Origin of the sequence: Celeribacter litoreus (assembly GCF_020165855.1) — a bacterium.
Classification (GTDB): domain Bacteria; phylum Pseudomonadota; class Alphaproteobacteria; order Rhodobacterales; family Rhodobacteraceae; genus Celeribacter; species Celeribacter litoreus.
The window spans coordinates 291,502-313,906 of record NZ_JAIUFY010000013.1 but is presented as its reverse complement, the minus strand read 5'-3'; the positions used below and the strand labels follow the sequence as shown (position 1 = coordinate 313,906).

Annotated in this window: 18 protein-coding genes; 8 read left to right on the top strand and 10 right to left on the bottom strand. The window is 58.6% G+C overall.

From position 1 onward, the window contains the following. Positions 1-641 precede the first annotated feature (641 nt). On the top strand, positions 642-1,700 hold the full coding sequence (locus LA304_RS13585) for an AbrB family transcriptional regulator (protein WP_224503702.1): 1,059 nt from the start codon (positions 642-644) through the stop codon (positions 1,698-1,700). A 1-nt stretch (position 1,701) separates the two neighbouring features. Here the strand turns inward: LA304_RS13585 and LA304_RS13580 are convergent, their stop codons facing one another. After that, positions 1,702-2,784 (bottom strand): hypothetical protein, encoded by a 1,083-nt coding sequence (locus LA304_RS13580; protein ID WP_224503701.1) that lies wholly within the window; start codon positions 2,782-2,784, stop codon positions 1,702-1,704. 279 nt (positions 2,785-3,063) lie between these two features. On the opposite strand from LA304_RS13580, the gene LA304_RS13575 reads away from it, so the two are divergent. The 3 genes from LA304_RS13575 (at position 3,064) to LA304_RS13565 (ending at position 7,218) form a co-directional block, all read left to right on the top strand. Continuing rightward, a complete protein-coding gene (locus LA304_RS13575) occupies positions 3,064-4,068 on the top strand; it encodes a glycosyltransferase family 2 protein (RefSeq protein WP_224503700.1) in 1,005 nt (334 codons plus the stop codon). Between the two features lie 10 nt (positions 4,069-4,078). Further along, positions 4,079-6,307 (top strand): glycosyltransferase family 2 protein, encoded by a 2,229-nt coding sequence (locus tag LA304_RS13570; protein WP_224503699.1) that lies wholly within the window; start codon positions 4,079-4,081, stop codon positions 6,305-6,307. A gap of 215 nt (positions 6,308-6,522) precedes the next feature. Further along, on the top strand, positions 6,523-7,218 hold the full coding sequence (locus LA304_RS13565; RefSeq protein WP_224503698.1) for a hypothetical protein: 696 nt from the start codon (positions 6,523-6,525) through the stop codon (positions 7,216-7,218). A gap of 10 nt (positions 7,219-7,228) precedes the next feature. Here LA304_RS13565 and rpe read toward each other — a convergent pair whose 3' ends face one another. After that, entirely contained in the window at positions 7,229-7,927 is a 699-nt protein-coding gene (rpe, locus tag LA304_RS13560) for a ribulose-phosphate 3-epimerase (protein WP_224503697.1), read from the bottom strand. A 278-nt stretch (positions 7,928-8,205) separates the two neighbouring features. Between rpe and LA304_RS13555 the strand changes: the two genes are divergently transcribed. From LA304_RS13555 to LA304_RS13545, 3 genes are all read left to right on the top strand, one after another. Further along, the gene (locus tag LA304_RS13555) at positions 8,206-8,952 is read left to right on the top strand and encodes a helix-turn-helix domain-containing protein (protein ID WP_396022192.1); all 747 of its coding nucleotides are present in this window, start codon (positions 8,206-8,208) and stop codon (positions 8,950-8,952) included. Positions 8,953-9,023: 71 nt separating this feature from the next. Further along, complete coding sequence (gene deoC / locus LA304_RS13550) at positions 9,024-10,037, top strand: deoxyribose-phosphate aldolase (protein ID WP_224503695.1); 1,014 nt, start codon at positions 9,024-9,026, stop codon at positions 10,035-10,037. A 23-nt stretch (positions 10,038-10,060) separates the two neighbouring features. Continuing rightward, positions 10,061-12,394 carry an aldehyde dehydrogenase family protein gene (locus LA304_RS13545; protein ID WP_224503694.1) on the top strand — a complete coding sequence of 778 codons (2,334 nt, stop codon included), beginning with the start codon at positions 10,061-10,063 and terminating at the stop codon, positions 12,392-12,394. A gap of 25 nt (positions 12,395-12,419) precedes the next feature. Here LA304_RS13545 and LA304_RS13540 read toward each other — a convergent pair whose 3' ends face one another. The 3 genes from LA304_RS13540 to LA304_RS13530 are packed head-to-tail and all read right to left on the bottom strand — an operon-like array spanning position 12,420 to position 14,587. Next, on the bottom strand, positions 12,420-13,055 hold the full coding sequence (locus LA304_RS13540) for a DUF1523 family protein (RefSeq protein WP_224503693.1): 636 nt from the start codon (positions 13,053-13,055) through the stop codon (positions 12,420-12,422). A gap of 10 nt (positions 13,056-13,065) precedes the next feature. Next, a complete protein-coding gene (locus tag LA304_RS13535; RefSeq protein ID WP_224503692.1) occupies positions 13,066-13,329 on the bottom strand; it encodes a hypothetical protein in 264 nt (87 codons plus the stop codon). 49 nt (positions 13,330-13,378) lie between these two features. Next, positions 13,379-14,587, bottom strand: a complete 1,209-nt coding sequence (locus LA304_RS13530) for a PLP-dependent aminotransferase family protein (protein ID WP_396022195.1) — start codon at positions 14,585-14,587, stop codon at positions 13,379-13,381. A 187-nt stretch (positions 14,588-14,774) separates the two neighbouring features. Between LA304_RS13530 and LA304_RS13525 the strand changes: the two genes are divergently transcribed. Beyond that, positions 14,775-16,940: an esterase-like activity of phytase family protein gene (locus LA304_RS13525; protein ID WP_224503690.1), complete on the top strand. Its 2,166-nt coding sequence runs from the start codon at positions 14,775-14,777 to the stop codon at positions 16,938-16,940. Positions 16,941-17,017: 77 nt separating this feature from the next. Here the strand turns inward: LA304_RS13525 and LA304_RS13520 are convergent, their stop codons facing one another. The 5 genes from LA304_RS13520 to LA304_RS13500 all read right to left on the bottom strand — a co-directional run bounded on the left by LA304_RS13520 (position 17,018) and on the right by LA304_RS13500 (position 22,347). Further along, the gene (locus LA304_RS13520) at positions 17,018-17,497 is read right to left on the bottom strand and encodes an Hsp20 family protein (protein WP_224503689.1); all 480 of its coding nucleotides are present in this window, start codon (positions 17,495-17,497) and stop codon (positions 17,018-17,020) included. A 130-nt stretch (positions 17,498-17,627) separates the two neighbouring features. Then, positions 17,628-18,428, bottom strand: coding sequence for a trypsin-like serine peptidase (locus LA304_RS13515; RefSeq protein ID WP_224503688.1), 801 nt, complete (start codon positions 18,426-18,428; stop codon positions 17,628-17,630). 54 nt (positions 18,429-18,482) lie between these two features. Continuing rightward, positions 18,483-19,775: a glycolate oxidase subunit GlcF gene (gene glcF / locus LA304_RS13510; protein WP_224503687.1), complete on the bottom strand. Its 1,293-nt coding sequence runs from the start codon at positions 19,773-19,775 to the stop codon at positions 18,483-18,485. Continuing rightward, positions 19,775-20,914 carry an FAD-binding protein gene (locus tag LA304_RS13505; protein ID WP_224503686.1) on the bottom strand — a complete coding sequence of 380 codons (1,140 nt, stop codon included), beginning with the start codon at positions 20,912-20,914 and terminating at the stop codon, positions 19,775-19,777. The genes glcF and LA304_RS13505 overlap by 1 nt, the downstream gene beginning before the upstream one ends. Next, positions 20,911-22,347 (bottom strand): FAD-linked oxidase C-terminal domain-containing protein, encoded by a 1,437-nt coding sequence (locus LA304_RS13500; protein ID WP_224503685.1) that lies wholly within the window; start codon positions 22,345-22,347, stop codon positions 20,911-20,913. The genes LA304_RS13505 and LA304_RS13500 overlap by 4 nt, the downstream gene beginning before the upstream one ends. Positions 22,348-22,405 lie beyond the last annotated feature (58 nt).

The following is a 22,405-nucleotide window of genomic DNA, read 5'->3' as shown; positions in this document are numbered from 1 at the left end:
GCGTTGAAAATCGTCACCTCATACTGATCCGTAACCTCGAACAAATGCTCAAGCAAACGGCCAGGAGCCATCCCGTTACCAACAATAACTAGACGATCTTTGGTCATAGCGGCGCTTCCTCTTCGAATGTGGTTCGATCACAGCGAACACATTGTGTCTTTAGGTGAGAGTGCAGCGCCATTGCCGCGGACCTCTGATCCGAGAGGCCTAAATCTGTATCTCGTCGCGCCTTTGCGACAAGAGAGCCAAAAGCTCATTGGAGATATCGGTTAAGAATATGGAGGCAATAAATCAAGCGAGATATGCGCCACGTCTTGAAGAACGGACCTGCGAACACCCCAGGCGTATTTCGTCGCTCAAAAATTAATCGCTCTCAAGCCGGGCTGGAGCATTTTCCGGCAGTGCGCTTACGGGGCTGCGCCCCCGAGAAAACCGGATTTAACCCTCTTTGAGCAAGCGATCGAAGCCACATGAACCTTCAAAAATGGCTCGATTCGAGAGCGGTCGTCCCCCACTTTGCTCTGGAACCCGTGGCCTGCCCGCAATGCTTCTGTGCAGATTTCCACGTCGCCCTTGCCTTGCGACCAAGAAACGCGGAGATAAAGTGCCGTAACAACGCCTACTAAGTCCGGAAGCATTTTATGCCCCTCTCCATCGACGCATCTAAGCTCCTTCGACCTGGATTGACCCTCGTCGTCGGAACCATCGGAGGGACCACTGCATATCTAATGAAAATGCCGCTGCCTTGGATGCTCGGGCCGATGGTGTTTGTCTTCGCCGCGGTGATGTTCAAAGCGCCGCTCGAAAGCCCGGGCAAACTCCGCCCCTATGTGATCCCGGTCATCGGGGTGATGCTCGGATCGGGCTTTGACACGGACACTTTCGGACATTTGGCGCGTTGGGGCCTCTCGCTGGCAGGGCTTTCCCTCTATCTCGCCTGCGCGGCGGCGCTCGTCGTACCCTTCTATATCAAGATCGGGAAGCTCGATCCGATCACAGCGTTTTTCTCCGCCATGCCCGGTGGCCTCAGTGAGATGACCGTCATCGGCAGTGCAATGGGGGGAGATGAAAAACGGATCATCCTCGCACACGCGGGGCGCATTCTTATTTCCATCGCTTTGATTGCGTTCTGGTTTCGCATTGTCCTCGGCTATGAGGTGACGGGCACCTCTCCGACAGGCAACGGCGAAATTCTGACGCTCAAGGCGGCCGTGATCCTTCTCGGCTGCGCCGTCGCAGGCACCCTCATCGGGGAAAAACTGAAGTTACCGGCGCCCGGGCTATTGGGGCCACTCCTTCTATCCGCCGCCGTTCACATGACGGGACTGACCCATTCGCAGCCCCCTGCGCTCCTGATCATCGCCGCGCAAATCATCCTCGGGGCGACCATGGGATCGCGCTTTCGTGGCGCAGAGGGCAAATTGGTGGCACAAACCCTGCTCCTCACCTTCGGGGGCACCGTTATTACCTTGGCTCTGTCGCTGATCTTCGCGCTCGTCTTTCACGGACTCTTCGCGCAGTCGGTCGAGCAGGTGCTCCTCGCCTATGCTCCGGGGGGCCTGACAGAGATGTCGCTCGTTGCGCTCGCAATGAACGCAGAGGTCGCCTACATCTCGATCCACCACCTCGTGCGTATTGTGCTGATTATCGCGATTGCACCGACCGTTCTGACAAAAATCGCGTCGCGGATCGGCTACTGACTTAGCTGTCGGATTTTCCCGTTTCCGCGAGAAGTTCAGGCGCGAACAGGCTTTCGGAGTTGTCGCGGATGCGGTCACGACAAGCGCGCACGAGCCTCCGGTGCACATTATATTCCTTTGCGATCTGGCCAAAGTTCTTCGCTTCCTTGAGGCCTTCAATCCCGATTTTCGCGAGAAGTTTCGGGTCTCCGCGCAACTCACCAGTCTGCAGATCGTAGGTCGGCACCTCTGGGTCGACCTCCTCTTTCTGCGGCTTGTGTCGCGTCATGATCGGGGCCGAATAGGGATCAATTTCATGTTTACGCAATAGCCCCGCGAGGAAGCTCTTGGGGTGCGGCGCTCCGCCTTCCTTTTCCAACAGACGCATCCGCATCCGGCGGCCATAGAGGTGCACAGAACAGGTTTTATCGGTCACATAAGGCGACACGTCGAAATCGCGTTTGAGCATGAGGCGGCGGTCTTTGAAGGTGAACGGATAGAGCACCTCCTGCGGGAAGGCATATTTGTCTTCGCCCGTTTCATGCAGGAAATGCGTCACCGCATGCGGTCCCCAAACGCCCCACGGCTGCTCGGAGGCATGAACCGGCTCGCCGGCCTTTTTCTTTTCAGTGAGTTCGTTGGCGTAGTCCTCGCCGTAATACGACGGGATCGCGAATTCGTCGGAGGTGAAATCCAACAGCGCCTTAAGCGCATCACTGTCCTTCGGCAGACCGAGCACACCACCATTGATGTGTTTCTCACTCTCCCAGCCGTAATAATGGCCAGTGTCCGTCTCGAACGGGCGCATGCAATAGGCGTCGGTATCCGCCCAGATCGTATTCTCGCTTTTCTCAAGCATCTTGTAGCGGAACAGGTCGGAATGCAGCGCAGGAGAGCCGGTGCGTTCGTGTTGTAGGAAGTTGGTCTGCGGGAGGAACTCGTTCGCATCTCCCATCTCGATCCCCTCGGGCACGCGCTCCACAGGACCATAGTGATACAGAACGACTTTATGCCCAGCGTCGACAAACGACTTCAGGCATAGTTGTTCCAGAAAGCTCAACGGGCCTTCCATCCAGAGCGCGGCAATCACGGGCAACTTCGACATATTCACCTTCCAAAACAACGTGTCATGGCCGCCCCCTCTTAGCGCAGCCACGGGCAGCGACATAGTTGAAAAAGAAGTGCGTTCAGATTTTGCGAGTAAAGAGACGTTTTGATGACCACTCGGGCGCAGATCGGCCCCATGAAAGCCGACACTTGAGTGCTTCCTTGACTCGGCCTAGGGGACATGAGACCAAAAACGACAAGAAAATAAGGCGGTGGCATTCGCGTCGCTGTGTGTTCGAGCGACCGTAAGTGTCAAAACGGTAAAGGTAATCCCAGCGTGACGATACTCGCGATCACATGCATCCGAGACGAGGGGCCATGGCTTCTTGACTGGCTCGCGCATCATCGTGCCGCAGGTTTCACCGATTTTCTCATTGCCTCGCATGACTGCACCGACGGAACAGATGCGTTGTTGAGCGCGCTTGAGGAAAAGGGCGTAGTGACCCACCTGCCCTTCACTCCAGAGGGCGAAAAGTCCGTTCAGTGGCAAGCGATGAAAAAGCTCGGCAAACACGGGCTATATCAAAATGCCGACCTCGCCCTGTTTTTCGACGTCGACGAATATCTCGTTATCGAGGACGGCTCTTATGTGTCGGACCTCCTGCCAGAGGACGCCGCCGCGATGGCGCTGCGATGGCACCTGTTCGGGAACTCGGGGCTCGGCAACTGGGAAGATCGCCCTGTCATCGAACGGTTCCGCTATGCAGCCCCCGATGACATCGGCCTGCCGCTTGCGCATTTCTTCAAGACACTTCACCGGCCCTCTGCATTCAAGGGGTTGGGGGTGCACCGGCCCAAGGGCAAAGAAGCGCGGTGGGTGCAGGCCAACGGACGCCCGCTCCCCAAAGATTTCGCGGCACAACAGGCACGGATCAATCTTTTCGGCATCGACGGCGCAGATGAGCGGGCATGGCTCAATCACTACTCTGTGCGCTCCATCGACGAATTCCTGCTCAAAGCCGTCCGCGGCCTGCCCAACCACATGGATAAAAGGGTCGGTCACGGATATTGGTCAGAGCGCAATTTCAATGTTGTGGAAGACACCCGCATCGACGTGATGCTCGAAAGGGCCCGCGCGGCAAGGGCCGAGTTGTCTGAATTCGACTCGCTACACGAGGAGTGCGTCGCCGTGCATCGCAAGAGATTAACCGAACTCAAATCTCAACGCCGTATCGTCAACCTGATCTGGCATCTCACTCTTTTGGCTGGTTCGACCCCGCCCGGCCCGACCCAGCTCGCCGCCCATCTCAAACGCCTCAAAGCATTGCCGACAGACACCTGATTCATCCCGTATGGCCCATCTAATTCAGCATCATATTACGCTTCAGGCGCTCGGGGCATCGCGCCTCTTCGCCGCCGTCGAAGCCCCGGACGGACGCGCAGACCTCTTTTTCACGCGCCACTCCCGTGTGAGTCCCGCCGTTGCGGCACACCTACTCGATGCCGCAGAGCATCGAACGCTCGGCGAGGCGCCGTGGATCAGCGGGAAAGTCCGACCGGATGGCCTTTCGGCCTATTTCGAGGGCGAGAAGGTGGAGATCGCGCTTACCCCGCGACAGCCGGACATTTTCGCAAATCGCAACGTGGCACTCTCCACGCGGAATGGCGAGAGCGCGGAAACCGTTCTCGAGTGGCTCTCTTTTCATGTAAAGCACCAGGGGCTCACCGGCGCGCTGATCCTCAACCGCGCGAAACCATGGACGGACGAAGACTTCGTCGCACGTCTCGAGGCGGGCCTGTCCGAGTTCAGCGATCTGACCGTGATGCTGGTCGATTTCGACGCACCTCTGGGGGCGCCAGACATGCCTTCCGAACACCATCCCTACTGCACGCCCGGCGCGCCCGGCAAAGACAGGATGGACGTGCCTGATGCTGACCCTTGGTGCTCCCCTCTCTCCGAGGTCATTCTCTATGAGATGATGCATCGGCTGTTTCTGTCTGAGGCACGGGCGGTAGCAAACATCGAAGTTTACGACCTGATCCCCCTTCACCCCAAACTCGGGAGTATCTTCGACCTCGCTCAAACCGCTCGCGGCGGTGTCGTCCAGCTCCTTGGCCAGCAATGTTATCCGTGGCGCATCCGCGAAGAAGGCCGCCCACGGTTCGCGGATCACATCTGCGTTCAGTTCGACGAAAAGAACCGCCGCGGGAGATGGTGCGCCGCCCCCAAACTCCTCGCGGATCACGCCGTGTTTCGCCTCGTCCGGATCGGAGGTGCGGCACCACGGGTCCAGTACCCGTTCTATCGGTTCATGGGGCTGCGACACCTCGCGCCGTCTGTCTCGAAGCTGGTGCCCAAATCCTCCCTGATCGAGCACCAGCCGCTCATCGATTTGTCTGAGTCTGAGTGGGCCTACGACCCGATTCATATGCCTACTGAGACCGTCGCAAAGGCCCCTCGAGGAGACAACTCGGTCGCGATCGTCACCTGTATGAAGAACGAGGGCCCCTTCATCCTCGAGTGGCTCGCCTATCACCGCGCGATCGGGATCGAGGGGTTTCTCGTTTACACCAACGATTGCACCGACGGCACGGACACCTTCCTCGAATTGCTGCAGGCCAAAGGCTATGTTCAGCACCGTGACAACAAGTTTCACGACACCGGCCTCAAACCACAGCACCACGCCCTGAAACAGGCCGAGAAAGAACCAGTGATCACCGAGAGTGATTGGGCGATTTCGATGGACGTGGACGAGTTCATCAACATCAAGGTCGGTGACGGCACAATGAGGGCGCTGTTTGAGGCCGTGCCAGACGCAAACCTCATTTCCTGCACGTGGCGCCTCTTCGGGAACAACGATGTCCATGATTATCAGGACCGGCTTCTGATCGAGCAATTTGACCGCTGCGCCCCCGAATTCGCGAACAAGCCGCATCAGGCGTGGGGGTTTAAGACATTGTTCAAGAATGTCGGCCTCTTCAAAAAACTCGGCGTGCACCGCCCGAAGGGCCTCAAGCCGCAAATCTGGGATAAAATCCGGTGGTATAACGGCTCGGCCAAACCGATGCCTGAAACCGAATTCCGAAACGCATGGCGGTCGAATTCATCCACTTACGGCTACGACGTTGTGCAGCTTAATCACTACGCTGTTCGCTCATCCGAGAGTTTTCTGGTCAAGCGCGACCGCGGCCGCGTGAACCACGTGGATCGTGACCAAGGCCTCGCCTACTGGTTCCGGATGAACAACAACGCCGAAGAAGAACGCTCAATCCAGCGCATGCTGCCGAAGCTGCAGGAGGAATACGACAGGTTGCTCTCCGACCCCGAAATCCGCGCCATGCATGAGGCCTGCGTCGCAGCGCACCGCGCCAAGATCGAAGAACTCAAACAAGGTGATAACTACGCGAAATTCTTTGCGGAGCTTACCGGCCCGCGCATGGAGAAACTTTCCCGACTGCATCGGCACTTTGGCGCAAATGTCTTTCTCAGCGGCCCGGAATCTGTGCCGGACGACATTATCGCGCGCGATCCGGATGAAGACTTCTTCTTCACCGTCGAACGCGGGGAGATCGTCCATTGAGCGATGCCGAAAAGCGGTCTGGGAAAGAGATCACTCTCCACATCGGTCTTCATTTCACCACAAGTCGCTACATGCGACAGGTGATCGATTCCAACAGAGAGACCTTCGCGAGACTTGGCGTGCACACACCGACAGCGCGGCACACATGGATCGTCATGTCGAGAATGTTAAATTTTCTCGATGGTCTACCTCCGATATGGCCAGAAGAGGCGCGCATGCTCACTCGTGTCTTCGGCCGAAACCGGTCGCACAGGGCGCTCCTCGCAGACGATCGGCTGGCGTCGCCCCTGCGCTCTGCCTTCGACGGCTCTTTTCTGTATCCCTCAATAGGTGAACGCGTCAGACAATTCGCAGAACTGTTTTACTCGTCCAAACTCCAAATCAGCCTTTCCCTCCTCAACCCAGCAGCTTTTATTCATTATGCGCTGGTCACGAGTTCGACCTCCAAACACATTGAGAAGTTTCTCGGGCGCGTGCCACCCGAGGCGATCGGTTGGTATGATACGGTCATGTCGCTCAAGGCGGCAAATCCGGATGTGCCAATCGTTCTCTGGGCAGAGGAGGACGCTCCCTTTATTTGGCCTCGCGTCCTAAGAAAGCTAGCCTATCTCCCCGAGGGAACGCCACTCAACGGATATCACGCACCGCTCATCCCTCTTCTCGAAGACGAGGGACTCGCGCGTCTGCAGGACCACCTCAAAAACGCCCCGCCACCATCTGACGAAGCATTCGAAGAGGTCATCTCGGACTACCTCGAGAAATTTGGAATGGTGGAAAAACTGTCTCCGCGTTGCGAAATCCCGGGGTGGGACGATCGCATAATCGCGGATGTGACCGCCCGATATGAGGAAGACCTAGAACGTCTCGCGCAGGAGGATGGGATCGAAGTCATCGCCCCGACCCCGCTCTAATTTTTAGCGCTTAGAGCGCCTGTTCTGCTGCTGCGCGAATATTGCGAATGTTCTCGCCATAGGGCGCAGGGTTGGACACGGAGCCCCCCTTGAACACAGCAGAACCTGCGACGAGCGCATCTGCACCAGCCGCAGCCACGAGCGGCGCGGTGGTCGGATCGACACCGCCGTCAATTTCGAGGTGGATCGGGCGATCACCGATCATCTCGCGCAGCGTCTTCACTTTTTCGATCTGGGAGTGAATGAACTTCTGCCCGCCAAAGCCCGGGTTCACGGTCATCACGCAGATCAGATCGACCATATCCATCAGGTAAGCAATGCTCTCCGCCGGCGTCGCCGGATTGAGCGCCACACCAGCTTTCGCACCGGATGCGCGGATCGCCTGCATGGTGCGGTGAATGTGCGGGCCCGCCTCGACATGGGCCGTGATGTAATCCGCGCCCGCCTCGGCAAAGGCTTCGATATACGGATCAACCGGAGAGATCATGAGGTGAACGTCCATCACCGTCTTGATGTGCGGGCGGATGGCTTTGCACATTGCCGGACCAAAGGTGAGGTTCGGCACGAAATGCCCGTCCATGACGTCAACGTGGATCCAGTCCGCCCCCTGCGCCTCAACGGCTTCGATTTCCTGACCGAAATTTGCGAAATCGGCCGCAAGGATGGACGGTGCAATCTTGATGGAGCGATCGAAGGCGGGCGAAGTCATGGGTGCGATTCCTGTGTCTCATGGGCTCTGGCGCCTGCTCGTACCCATTTTTCGCCCGCCTGTCACCCTTTTCACACGCCTTCTGCTCGCGTTTGCAGCATTGGTTGCCCTAACGTAAAAAAAAGTTGATTCGCCCTAGGAATATTGTGAAATGGTTACGTAAAGAGTGTTAGTTTTTCGTTATGCAAACGACTGTATTGTGCCAAAAAGACATACTCCCGAAGGGAGACGACTTTCATTTTTCCCGGTCCGTACTCGCCCGGACGCGCGCGAAAGCATTGCACGATCAGGACTACTACGAAATCTTCTGGCTCCATAACGGACGTGCCCGTCTCGTGCTCGACGGAACTCGGCTAACGCTCTCAGAAGGCGATCTGATCTTTCTTTCCCCTGAGTTGCCGCATGCACTGCAAGGTCTCGGCGAAGAAAGCCACATCGTTAACATCATCATCCGGCGCAAACGAATCATAGAGCTTCTCGAGCGGCATCCGGAGATGGCGCATTTTTTCCCGGCTCAAAGCACTGCGCCTGTGCACTTCCACCGCGACATTCGTCAGATGTCCAGACTTTCGAGCATGGCCAAGGTGTTGGAAGCGGCCCCGCGCACAACGCTCCATCTTGAAGCCTTCCTTCTCCCGCTCATCGCCGAACTCACGCTCGAGACCCGCAGCCAGTTCGAAGCGATCCCAACATGGCTATCCGAGGCGCTCATTCAGGCCGAAGATCCGAACGTCTTCCGCTACGGCGCGGCGGGTCTTGTTGCCCAATGTGGCAAAGCACACGCACACGTCGCCCGCACGATGCAGGCCTGCCTTGGCCAAACGCCATCCGATTACATAAACGCGCTCCGGATGGACTATGCTGCGCGCAAACTGACGGGCACACCGGACAGTCTCACAGAGATTTCCAGCGAGATCGGCATTCAGAACATGAGCCATTTCCATCGCCTTTTCCGTTCCCGCTATGGAATGACGCCACGACAATACCGTGTGAAGCATCAAAAAGGCGTGGTTCAGCCCGTTTGACCAATTGGTCAACATTGCCAAATCCGCCCGTCCGTGCCAGCTTGCATGCCAAGTGAGAACGGAGCTTGCACATGAGCACACCCGATACGACTGCCGATACATCCCTTACACGGGAACAAACTGCGCATCTGCCGCAGATCCATGAGCCGCGCAATCCAGGCATGGAACTCGACCTCGACATCATCCGCGGGCAGCAGGTGAACACCTCTGCCGTCGAACGCCGCTGCGCGACGCTTCCGGGCCGCCGCTCGGTCAAAAAGGACTATCAGGCCGCGTGGCTTTTAAAGGCGATCACCATGATCGACCTGACGACGCTCGCGGGAGATGACACCGCCGGTCGCGTGAAACGCCTCTGCGCGAAGGCGGCACACCCAGTGCGCGCTGATCTGCTCGACGCCATGGGTATGGGGCCGATCACCACGGGTGCCGTTTGCGTCTATCACGACATGGTCGAGACAGCCGTTGAGGCGCTCGACGGCACGGGCATTCCGGTCGCTGCTGTTTCAACGGGGTTTCCGGCTGGCCTCTCACCCTTCCACCTCCGCGTGAAGGAAATCGAGGAAAGCGTCAAAGCGGGTGCGAAAGAGATCGACATCGTGATCTCGCGCCGCCACGTCCTCACAGGCGATTGGCAGGCGCTCTACGATGAAATGCGCGAGTTCCGCGAAACCTGTGGCGATGCGCATGTGAAGGCCATTCTGGCGACCGGCGAGCTCGGCTCGCTCCGCAACGTCGCCCGCGCCAGTCAGGTCTGCATGATGGCCGGTGCCGACTTCATCAAGACGTCCACTGGCAAGGAGAGCGTCAACGCCACCCTGCCCGTAAGCCTCGTGATGATCCGCGCCATTCGCGATTATTACGCCCGCACCGGATATCGCGTCGGATACAAACCGGCGGGTGGGATTTCAAAGGCCAAAGACGCCCTCGTCTATCTCAGCCTGATCAAGGAAGAACTCGGCAACCACTGGCTCTCGCCGCATCTCTTCCGGTTCGGGGCCTCGTCTCTGCTCGGCGACATCGAACGCCAATTGGAGCATCACGTAACCGGACAGTATTCCGCGAACTGGCGTCACGCCATCGGTTAAGCCCCGCGAGAAGGATCAAAAACATGACCGTAAAAGAGATTTTCGAGAGCATGGACTACGGCACCGCTCCAGAAAGCGCCGCGGAAGCGTTGAAATGGCTGGCAAGCCACGACGAGCAGTTCGGGCATTTCATCAACGGAAAGATGACCGCACCGGAGACGGTTTTCGCCGCCAAGAACCCCGCGACCGGCGACTTCCTCGCACATGTGTCTCAGGCGTCTCAGGCCGATGTGGATGCCGCCGTCGAGGCCGCGCGCAAGGCTCAGGCCAAATGGGCGAAACAGGGTGGAAAGGCGCGGGCGAAAGTGCTCTATGCCATCGCACGTCTCGTCCAGAAACACGCGCGCCTGTTCGCCGTTCTGGAAACCCTCGACAATGGCAAACCGATCCGCGAAAGCCGCGATATCGACGTGGCCCTCGTTGCCCGCCATTTCTACTACCACGCGGGCATGGCGCAGCTCATGGATGAGGAGCTGCCGGAGCGTGAGGCACTCGGCGTTTGCGGGCAGATCATCCCGTGGAACTTCCCGCTCTTGATGCTCGCATGGAAAGTCGCGCCTGCGATTGCGATGGGGAACACGGTCGTCCTGAAGCCTGCGGAATACACGTCGCTGACAGCCCTGCTGTTTGCTCAGATTTGTCAGGAAGCGGGCGTTCCGAAAGGTGTCGTCAACATTGTGACCGGCGACGGTTCGGTCGGCGCAATGATCGTCACCCATCCGGGCGTAGACAAGATCGCCTTCACCGGCTCCACCGCCGTTGGTCGCCGCATTCGCGAAGCGACGGCAGGGTCAGGCAAATCGCTCACGCTCGAACTCGGCGGGAAGTCCCCCTACATCGTGTTTGAGGACGCCGATATCGACAGCGCCATTGAGGGGCTCGTCGATGCGATTTTCTTCAATCAGGGACAGGTCTGCTGTGCGGGCTCCCGTCTCCTCGTTCAGGAGGGCATCGCGGAGGATTTCCACAAACGCCTGATTGATCGCATGTCGAAACTGCGCATCGGCAATCCGTTGGACAAATCCATCGACGTGGGTGCCATCGTCGATCCTGTCCAATTGGAGCGCATTGAAGGGCTGGTGTCCCGAGGCGGCGGCGAAGGCACGGTGCATCAGCCCGTAAAAGCGCCGGAGGGCTGTTTCTACCCGCCCACCCTGATCACTGACCTTTCGCCCTCTTCCATGCTCATGCAGGAGGAAATCTTCGGGCCCGTGCTCGCCTCCACGACCTTCCGCACGCCTGCCGAAGCCATTCAGGTGGCCAACAACACGCGCTACGGGCTGGCTGCTTCGGTCTGGACCGAGAACGTAAACCTCGCGCTCGACATCGCGCCGAAACTAGTCGCCGGTGTTGTTTGGGTCAACGGATCGAACATGTTCGACGCCGCCGCCGGATTTGGCGGTGTGCGCGAGAGCGGCTTTGGCCGCGAAGGCGGATGGGAAGGCCTCATGGCCTACACCAAACCCAAGGGCAAAGCGACGGCTGTGAAGTCCGCGAAGGCCCACGCGAAACCGGACGAGATCGAAGTTCTCGACCTCGACCGCACCGCAAAGCTCTACATCGGCGGTAAACAGGCGCGTCCGGATGGCGGCTATTCGCAGGCGATTTATTCGCCGCGCGGCAAGCTCCTTGGCCATAGCTCCATCGCGTCCCGCAAAGACATCCGGAATGCCGTCGAAGCGGCTCAGGCCGCCAAAGGATGGACAAAAGCCACGGCGCACAACCGCGCTCAGGTGCTCTACTTTATTGGAGAAAACCTCTCCGCCCGCGCGGACGAATTCGCGGCCCGCATTCGAGAACTGACCGGCACGACAGAAGCCAAGGCACAGGCCGAGGTCACGGACGCCATCGACACGCTCTTCACCTTCGCCGCGTGGTGCGACAAGCTCGACGGCGCCGCGAAACCGGTGCCGATGCGTGGGGTTGCGCTCGCCATGAATGAAGCCGTCGGTGTGATCGGCGCGTTCTGTGACGACCGTCCTCTCGGCGGTCTGATCGACGTCATCGCGCCCGCCATTGCCATGGGGAACCGTGTGATTGCAGTCGCGTCAGAAGCCTACCCGCTCGCGGCAACTGACTTCTATCAGGTGCTCGACACATCGGACGTGCCCGCCGGTGTCGTAAGTATCCTCACCGGCCCGCATTCGGAACTGGCGCCGACGATGGCCGGACACCTCGACGTGGAGGCCGTTTGGAGTTTCTCGGCCTCCGACATTTCCGAGGCAATCGAACGCGAGAGCGCAGGAAATCTCAAACGGACGTGGGTAAACAACGGGATGGCCCGGACCTATCCGGTGCGAGATTGGCTCGCGCAGGCGACCGAGGTCAAAACGATCTGGGTGCCATACGGGGAATAAGGAAAGGGGCCGCGAGGCCCCTTTTTCATTTCCGCTTGAACCAGCCCTTCAGCTTATCAATCGCGTTGTCTTTCTTCTCGTCCGCCGCCTCGAGCACGTCCTCAACATCCTCAACGAGCGGATCAATCGTGCGTTGGCGGAATTGCTGCCAGATGCGGTAGAGCGTCACGAGAAAGACGAACAATCCGACGAGGATAATGATATTCACCCACGGGAAGATTTTGACGTCCGGCCCTGCGACGGGCTTGATCCCAACCGCATTCGGGAACACGGACAGGAGTTCTGACCTCCAGCCGTAGTGCGTGACCGATACCCATTCCGGCGCCGCCTTCGTCGAGATTGCATCATTCGCTTCGGTATAGAGGTTCGCCGTGTCGAACTTGAAATACGGCGGCCAGCCCCAGCCCGTGTCCTCGTTACGATAGACAATGGATTTCCCGTTGGGACGAACGGCCTGAATGAACTGAACATCGCGGCTCTGCTGCGCCGCGGTCCCATTGCCCGCCTCCTGCCAGAACATCGTGGTCCAGCCGGAGATATCCTGCCGCTCTTCGTAAGTATTCACGATCCGCACGATGTCATGCTGTGGCAGGGTGTAATGGAAGAACCCGACAACAAAGAGCGTGAGCAGAGAAATCAGGGTCCATTTTACGTAGCGCATCAGAGCCGCCTCAAACAAAATTCGTCACATAGAAGATCACGAGAAACGCGATCAGCGGGAGAATATAGACCAGAAGCAAGAGTTTCGGCCGAAAGGAGTGCTCATACTCGGTGATCCCCTTCTCCACATAGGCATCCCGGTCACCGATGGAACCCTCCTCGGCCCATTCTTCTTCCAATCGCTCTCGGGTTACAGAACGCAAATAGACCTTCAGGAGGAAATAGAACGCCGTGAGCGCAACGAACCCAATGATCAGAAACCGCAGAAAGCCCATAGCATTCCCCAAAACGCGTTTGCAGGAAGCATAGCGGCAAAGGCGCGCCTTACAACGCGCCTTTGATGACCTCGCCGAGGCGGGCAATGCCCTCTTCGATCTTCGCGGCGGGAGACATAGAGAAGTTCAGACGCAGGGTGTTGGCATTGGAGCCGTCCGCGTAGAACGCCCCGCCCGGAACAAACGCGACCCGCGCTTCGAGTGCGGATTTGAGCAATTCCGCCCCGTCCATGCCTTTCGGCAGCGTCACCCAGACGAACATCCCGCCTTCCGGTTTGGTCCATGAGATGCCATCCGGCATATGCGCGTCGAGCGATTTGAGCATCGCCTGCAACCGTGCACCATACACCTCGCGCAGCGTTTCGACGTGAGAGTCGAACACGCTACGCGCCACTTCGGCGACCGCGATTTGGTTGATCGTCGCGGTCTGCAAATCGGCGGCTTGTTTCGTGAGAACGAGCTGGGAAATCACCGGCTTCGCCGCGACGGCCCAGCCGACACGAAGACCCGGTGCGAGCGTCTTAGAGAAGGACCCGAGATAGATCGTCCGGCAGGCGTCAATATCGCCCGTCTCCTGCATTTCAAGCGCGAGGATCGGCGGCACCGATTGGCCGGTGTAGCGCAGCGACTGATAGGCCGCGTCTTCGATGATAGCGCAGTCCATGGCCTTGGCGCGCGAAAGGATGCCGCGACGTTCTTCGACGGAGAGCGTGACGCCCGTCGGGTTGGCGAAGTCGGGCGAAAGGTAAGCGAACTTAACGCGACCACCCGCGGCCTCTGCATCCGCGACGATATCCTCGGGCGACCGGTTGTCCGCCGGATCGAGACGGTCATAGCGCGGCTCATAGGCATTGAACGCCCCGAGCGCCCCGAGATAGGTCGGCCAGCCGACAAGCGCCGTGTCGTCTTTGTCGATGAAAAGCTTGCCGAGATAATCGAGCGCCTGCTGCGATCCTGCGGTAATCAGGACGTTGTCCCGCGTGCAGCGCACGCCTAGCGTCGCCATGTGCTGAACGATCCAGTCGCGCAGCGGGGTATAGCCCTCGGAGGTGGAATATTGCAGAGCAACGGACGCGGCCTGTTCGCTCGTCGCCGTCACCATCGCATCCGCGAAGGCCTGTCGCGGGAAGTAGGCCGGATCAGGAATGCCGCCCGCAAAGGAAATGATGTCTGGCTGATCAAGCAGCTTGAGAAGCTCGCGAATTTCCGACGCTTTCATGCGCTCGGCACGATGGGCAAACAATTGGGGCAGACGCAGAGACTCGGTCATGATCATTTCCTTTTCCAGCGCTTTGATGTGCATCTTCACCGCCAATATGTCAACACAACTGACATAAATCGTGAACCCATTGCTCCACTTCACAAAATCGAAACAAAACTGTCACGCGGGCGAAACAACACATCGTCACACCCCCTCCTCGTATCCAACTTGCGAGAGACACTCCATGAAAAAGAACCTGCTGCTGGCAGCCTCCGCACTCGCACTGACTGCGACCGGCGCTTCTGCCGAGATGACCTTTAACCGCATCGCCTCCTTCGCAACCCCGCTCAACATGGTGGACGGCGAAGACACCATGCGCGAAACCTCCGCTGAGATCATCGCTGCCTCTGAGGACGGCATGACCCTCATCTACACCGACAGCCCGCTCGGCGTCGTTGGCCTCATCGACATCACCGATCCGAAGAACCCGAAGCCCCTCGGCAATATCGAGATGCCGGGTGAGCCGACTTCCGTTGCTGTCGTCGGCAACACGGCCTTCGTCGCGGTGAACACCTCTGAAGATTACGTCAACACCTCCGGTCAGATGGTTGAGATTAACCTCGACACCAAAGAGGTTGTTGAGAGCTGCGCTCTCGAAGGTCAGCCGGATTCCATCGCCCTGTCCAAAGACGGTGGTTTCCTCTCCATCGCCATCGAGAACGAGCGTGACGAAGACCTCGGCGACGGCCGCACCGGCCAAATGCCGGCAGGTTTCCTGACGATGATCCAGATCGCAAAAGGCAAAGCCGATTGCGCGACGACGAAGAACGTCGATCTGACCGGTCTCGCAGAAATCTCTCCTGAAGATCCGGAGCCGGAATTCGTGGACGTGAATAGCCTCGGCGAAACCGTCCTCACGATGCAGGAAAACAACCACCTCGTGATCATCTCCAAGGACGGCGAAATCCTGTCCCACTTCTCTGCAGGCGCAGTTGACCTGACCGAGATTGACACGATTGACGAACGCGGCGCTCTGATCTTCACCGACAGCCAGGAAGGCCGCAAGCGCGAGCCGGATGCTGTGAAATGGATCGACGACAACCACTTCGCCATCGCCAACGAAGGTGACATGGACGGCGGCTCCCGTGGCTGGACGATCTTCAACAAAGACGGCTCTGTCGTTTACGAGAGCGGTGCGTCTTTCGAACACGCCCTGATCCAGATCGGCCACTATCCGGACAAACGTTCCGACGCAAAAGGCGTTGAGCCGGAAAGCATCGAAACGGCCATCTTTGACGGCACGCCGTATGTCTTCGTCGGGTCCGAGCGCGGTTCGGCTGTTGGCGTTTACAACGTTTCCGACATGTCCGCACCGGTTCTCGAACAAGTCCTGCCGTCGGGCATCGGGCCGGAAGGCTACGTCACCATTCCGGAACGCAACCTCCTCATCTCTGCAAACGAAAAAGACCTGATCGAAGACGGCGGCGTTCGCGCGCACGTCATGATCTTCGAACGCGCCGAAGGCGAAGCAGTCTACCCGACCCTCACTTCCGAGGGTGCAGACGAACTCATCGGCTGGGGCGCAATCTCCGGCATGGTCGCAGATGAAAACGGCATGATCTATGCGGTCAACGATAGCTTCTACGGCTACCAGCCGACGATCTTCACCATCGACCCTTCGTCCAAACCGGCCCGCATCATCAGCGCGCTGCCTGTGACCCGCGCCAACGGCGACGCGGCTCAGAAACTCGACATGGAGGGCATCACGCTCGACGATAAAGGCGGGTTCTGGATCGCTTCCGAAGGGCGCACCGACCGCGTCATCCCGCACGCGATCTACAACGTGAACGCCAAAGGCGTGATCAAGAAAGAGATCGGCCTTCCGGCAGAACTCATGGCGGTCGAGAAGCGTTTTGGCTTCGAGGGCATCACCAAAGTCGGCGACACACTCTGGATGGCTGTTCAGCGCGAGTGGGGCGATGACGCGAAAAACACCGTCAAACTCGTGGCCTACAACCTCGAGACCGAAGAGTGGGGCGCTGTGTCCTACCCGAAAGCGGCTCCGAACACTGGCTGGGTTGGTCTCTCCGAGATCGTAGCACATGGTGACTGGTTCTACGTGATCGAGCGTGACAACCAGATCGGCGCAAACGCAGTGACCAAAAAGGTCTACCGCATCCCCGCGTCCGAAATGGTTCCGGCTCCGCTCGGCGGCGAGCTTCCGGTCGTGTCCAAAGAAGAAGTGCGTGACCTGATCCCGGATCTCGCCTCCTTCAACGGCTACATCGTGGACAAGGTCGAAGGTCTCGCAATCACCACCGACGGCGAAATGTTCATCTCCACCGACAACGACGGTGTGGACGACAGCTCCGGCGAGACGTTCTTCTGGTCGGCTGGCTCTGTCGAGTAAGCCTCGCATCACTTGAAAAGACGACGCCCGCCAAATTGGCGGGCGTTTTCATTTGAGTATTTGGATCACGAAAAAGATCAGACCTCTGTGGTCGGTGCACTCTCGATCACTTTGGTGTCGACCTTGTTCGGGCCGGCGATTTCAATGCGGCGCGGTTTGAGAGCCTCGGGCACTTCGCGTTTCAGGTCGATGTGGAGCATGCCGTTCTCATGCGACGCGCCCGTCACGCGCACATGCTCTGCGAGCGTGAAGCGGCGCTCAAACGCGCGGGTGGCGATCCCACGATGGAGATAGGTCTTACCCTTTTCTTCCTCAGTCTCGGCTTTGCGCGCAGACACGACCAGAGCATTTTCACGCTGCTCGATGGCGATGTCTTCGGTCGAGAAACCGGCCACGGCGAGCGAGATGCGCCAAGCGTCTTCTGCGGTTTTCTCTATATTATAGGGTGGGTAGCTGGGCTGGCTGACGTCTTGGGAGATGACGCGGTCCATCAGGTCAGCGATCTGATCGAAGCCGACGGTAGCACGATACAGCGGGGTCAGGTCAAAATTACGCATGGGTTTCCTCCATTGAGCGAATCCAAAGTTGTGCCTTCCGATCCTTCGGACAGGCGGGACTGCGGACCCTGTTCAGGCATCCGACATCATAGATTTGGGTAGCTCTTTAAGAGGTTTCAAGAGGCGGGGATTATTGCCCTGACGCGCCAACAACCGGTTGAACCCGCTCCAAAACATCGCGGCTCGTCGCGTCGACTTTCTGAAACAGGTATCGACCCTGCGATGCGATATCGAGGAGTTCGCTCAGCGCGCCGTCGAGTGAAGTGCCGACCGACACCGGTTCACCACGGAAACTCGCTTTTGCCGAAATCACAGAGACGATGCGCGGCGTGTCGCCGGACAGATCGAAAATCGGCGCACCGGAGGAGCCAAAATCGACATTGCAAGATGTGACGAGAACGCCGCCCTGACGTGCCGTCACGTGGCACACCTCCTGAAGCGCGGGGCTTTCGGCACGATCATGCGCATAGGAGACGACGCCGACTTCCTGGCCAGCTCTCGGGCGGGTCGCTGTCTGAAACGGTTGTACGGACGTCGTCCTGATCGGCATCGCGAGTTCGATGATCGCTATGTCATTCGAAAGTCGGTCATGCAGTTGATCGGCAGAGGATGAAAATTCAGGATGCACATAGATCGCTTTCGCATTGCGGAACGCATCAGCGCGCCCGTTGCGCCAGCCTGCGCGGAACGTGACATCGGAGGGTTTGTGCGGCGCTTTGGTTTCAACGTCGAACATGCAATGCGCCGCCGTCAGGACATAACGCTCGGAGATCAGCGAGCCAGTGCAAAAGCTACGACCCGCAAAATCGAGGCGGCCTACGGCCTCCCATCCACGGTTTTGATCGCCCGTCAGGATCGGCTTCAATTGGCTATCTGCCTGTGCGGCAAATCCGCTCAGAAGCAGAACAACAATCGCCAGTAAGTTCTTCATTCCGATCCTCAAACCCAGTCCAGGTGTGTGGCCTAACCCGACATCAGGGCCTGATTATGACAGATTCGAAATCATTTTCGATGGCTTAGGTCCACCTGTTGCCCAATCGAGAAGTTCGACGGTGTGAACGACCGGCACATCCATCCCTGACCCGATCTGCATGATGCAGCCAATATTCCCTGCGGCCACAACATCTGGTGCCTTGGCGGCGAGCGTCGCGACTTTCCGGGCTTTGAGTTCTTGCGAGATTTCCGGCTGCAGGAGGTTGTAAGTCCCGGCAGAGCCGCAGCAAAGGTGACTGTCCTTAGGCTCCACGACTTCGAAGCCCGCCTTTTTCAGGAGGTCCTTAGGCGCGGTTTTGATTTGTTGACCATGCTGCAACGAACAAGCCGCATGATAGGCAACCCGCAGGGTTTGCTCCGTGCGCGGAATTTCGAGTTGAAGCAGGACTTCGGACACATCTTTGGCGAGGCCTGACACCAGCTTCGCCTCCTTGGCGAGTGGATCATTGCGGAACATGTGCCCATAGTCTTTCACCGTCGTGCCGCAACCAGACGTGTTGATCACGATGGCCTCGAGACCTTCACCCTGCACCTCCGCCATCCACGCGCGAATGTTTTTAGCGGCGGCGCTGTGTGACTCTGCTTCCTTGCCCATGTGATGCGTGAGCGCCCCACAACAGCCTGCCCCTTTTGCCACGACCACGTCACAGCCGAGACGCGTGAGCAAACGGATAGTCGCGTCGTTGATGTCGGTATCGAGCGCCTTTTGCGCGCAGCCGGTCATGAGGGCGACGCGCATCTTGCGCTCCCCCTGCGCCGGAAACACCTGCGCATCGTCACTCCGCGAAACAGGCGGAATGCGTTTCGGAGCCATCTCCAACATCGCCTTCAATCGCGGATCAGGAAGGAGATGCCGGAACGGTTTACCGATCTTCGCACCAAGAAGCGCCACACGGAACCGCCCCGGATACGGAATGATCCGTGCGAGTGTCCAGCGCAGCAGGCGATCCATCAGTGGTCGCTTGTAGGTCTTCTCCACATGCGCGCGCGCGTGGTCGATCAGATGCATGTAATGCACGCCGGACGGGCACGTGGTCATGCAAGCAAGGCATGAGAGACACCGGTCCAGATGCTTGACGATCTTCTCATCTGCGGGTCGGTCGTTTTCCAACATATCCTTGATGAGATAAATACGCCCACGCGGGCTATCGAGCTCATCACCGAGCACCGCGTAGGTCGGACAGGTCGCCGTGCAGAACCCGCAATGGACACAAGCGCGCAGGATCTCATTAGCGCGCGCAATCCCGGGATCGGACAGTTGCTCCGGAGTAAAATTCGTCTGCATCAGCCCATCATCCCACGATTGAATTTTGCATCCGGATCGAACTTCCGACGCAATCCTTCTGACAGTTTGGCGACCCCTTGGCTCTGAGGCGCGAAGACTCCGAGGCGCTGTTTCGTCTCAGCAGACGCGCGGACCAACGTCGCATGCCCGCTCGTGACTTTCGCACGCACATCGGTGCCTGCTTTGGTGATGAGCCAGAGCCGGTTGCCGCCCCAGTCATAAATCACATCCTCCGGCGCGACGGCCTCGACGAGAGCGACCGCCTCTGACGGTTTCACGGACACGCGCCAAACATCATCCGCGGAATGGCAAAAGCGTTCGACATCACGAATGCCTTGCCAAATGGCCGAATTCTTTTCTGCGTGCCACTCGACATCGCTCTCGCCAAACGACTTCAACACAGACTGAAGCTTCGCGATCCGCGCCTTCACAGAGTTCTCAAACCCTTCAAGCCGGATGAACGTCTTCGCCCCTTCGCCGTCGTCAGCCCCACGCAAATGAGCCACACCAGAAACGTCAAAAGGGGTCCCAAGCGCCGCCGACATCGCAGAAATCGCCGCCACTTCCGTCAAGCCTTCGATCACAAGCGTCGCGACACATTCCGGAATGGGCTGGGTCTTCAGACTCACTTCAGTGATCAAACCAAGCGTGCCATTGCTCCCCGCCATGAGCTTCACAAGGTCCAGCCCAGTCACGTTCTTCATCACCCGACCACCGTTCTTCACAACCTCCCCGCGCCCGTCGACAAACTCGACCCCAAGACAGAAATCACGACAGGCCCCGACCGCTACACGGCGCGGCCCGGACAGGTTTCCGGCGACGACACCACCGATCGTCGACGCGCCGTCGCGGTCCAACAAACCCTGCATACGAGGCGGCTCAAAGGCGAGGCGCTGGTTCTCGTCTCTCAGAAACTGCTCGATCACCGCCACCGGCACCCCCGCCGCAACTGTGAGCGTGAGCGCACTCGGATCGTAGTCCCAACCCTCGGTCGGTGCCTTCAACTCAGCACCGAAACAAAGCCCAATCCGGCTCGTCCCGTTGCCGCTTAATGCAAACGGCCCGCCGGACCGAATGGTCTCTGCGAGAGCATCGCGTGCATCGCGAAACTCCGTCTTCTTCTTGGCTAAAATACTCATTCCGCAGCCCTCCGGGAGGCACTGACATCGAGCGGGAAGACCTTGGAGGGGTTCAAAATCCATTTCGGATCAAACACATCCTTCACCCCCATCTGCACATCCAGATCCACGGGCGCAAACTGGTGCCCCATGAGATCTCGCTTTTCGACGCCCACTCCATGCTCTCCTGTGAGACACCCACCGACATCGACGCACAGCTTGAGAATTTCCGCCCCCAACGCCTCTGCACTCTCTAGTTGCCCAGGCTCGTTTGCATTGAACAGGATCAGGGGGTGCATATTGCCATCGCCCGCATGGAACACATTGCCAACCATGTGACCGTATTCCTCTGACAGCTCCCCGATCCGACGTAGCACGGCGGGCAGCTGACCGACCGGAATCGTTCCGTCGAGACAAATGTAATCCCCCCTCTGCCCCATCGCGCCAAATGCTGATTTACGCCCGAGCCAAATCCGCGTGCTTTCCTCAGCACTCTGGCTTTCGCGAATGACGACCGGATCGTGCCGCTTCGCGATCTCGACGATCCGCGCCAATTGGTCCGCCATTTCGTCCTCTGACCCCTCGACCTCAATGATCAGAAGCGCCTCACAGTCCGGATATCCCGCCTTTGCGAAATCCTCCGTCGCGCGGATGATTGGGCGGTCCATGAATTCGATGGCGACAGGCATAAGGCCCGCACGGATGATATCCGCCACACAGGCACCGGCCACCTCGTTGCTATCAAAGCCCATCAGCACAGGCCGCGCGCCCTCCGGTTTCGGGAGAATGCGCAAGGTCGCTTCAGTCACGACCCCGAGCTGCCCCTCGGAGCCACAGATTAGCCCAAGCAGGTCAAGCCCCGCCGCGTCCATCTCTGCACCGCCGATTTCCACGATCTCCCCGTCCGCCATCACCATAGTCACACCAAGGAGGTTGTTCGTTGTCACCCCATACTTGAGACAATGCGCCCCGCCGGAATTCATCGCGATATTGCCAGCAATCGCGCAGGCCAGCTGGCTTGACGGATCGGGCGCGTAGAAGAACCCCTCACCCTCCACCTCAGCAGTCACATTCAGGTTCGTCATTCCGGTCTGGACTCGAATGTAGCGGTCCGGAAAGTTCACCTCCAACGTCTCGCGCAAACGCGCGACCCCGAGAATAACCGCATCCGCTGTCGGCAATGCGCCACCTGCAAGAGACGTCCCAGCGCCACGCGGCACAACAGGCACGCCCATGTTGTGGCAGATTTTCATAACCTCGGAGACTTCTTCCGTCGAGGACGGGAGGACGGCGACGAGCGGCGCACAGCGATAGGCGGTGAGTGCATCACATTCGTAGGCTTTCACCTCCTCAGGCGCGTCAATGACCGCATCATGAGGCAAGACATGCCGCAGACGCGCGACCAGCTCTAGCTTTCGCGCCAAGACAGCGGGATTGGGGACCGGCATCTGCATTTTCATCTCCTCCTCAAATTGGTTATTTTCTATTACCAATTTTTCGACCTGACAAGAC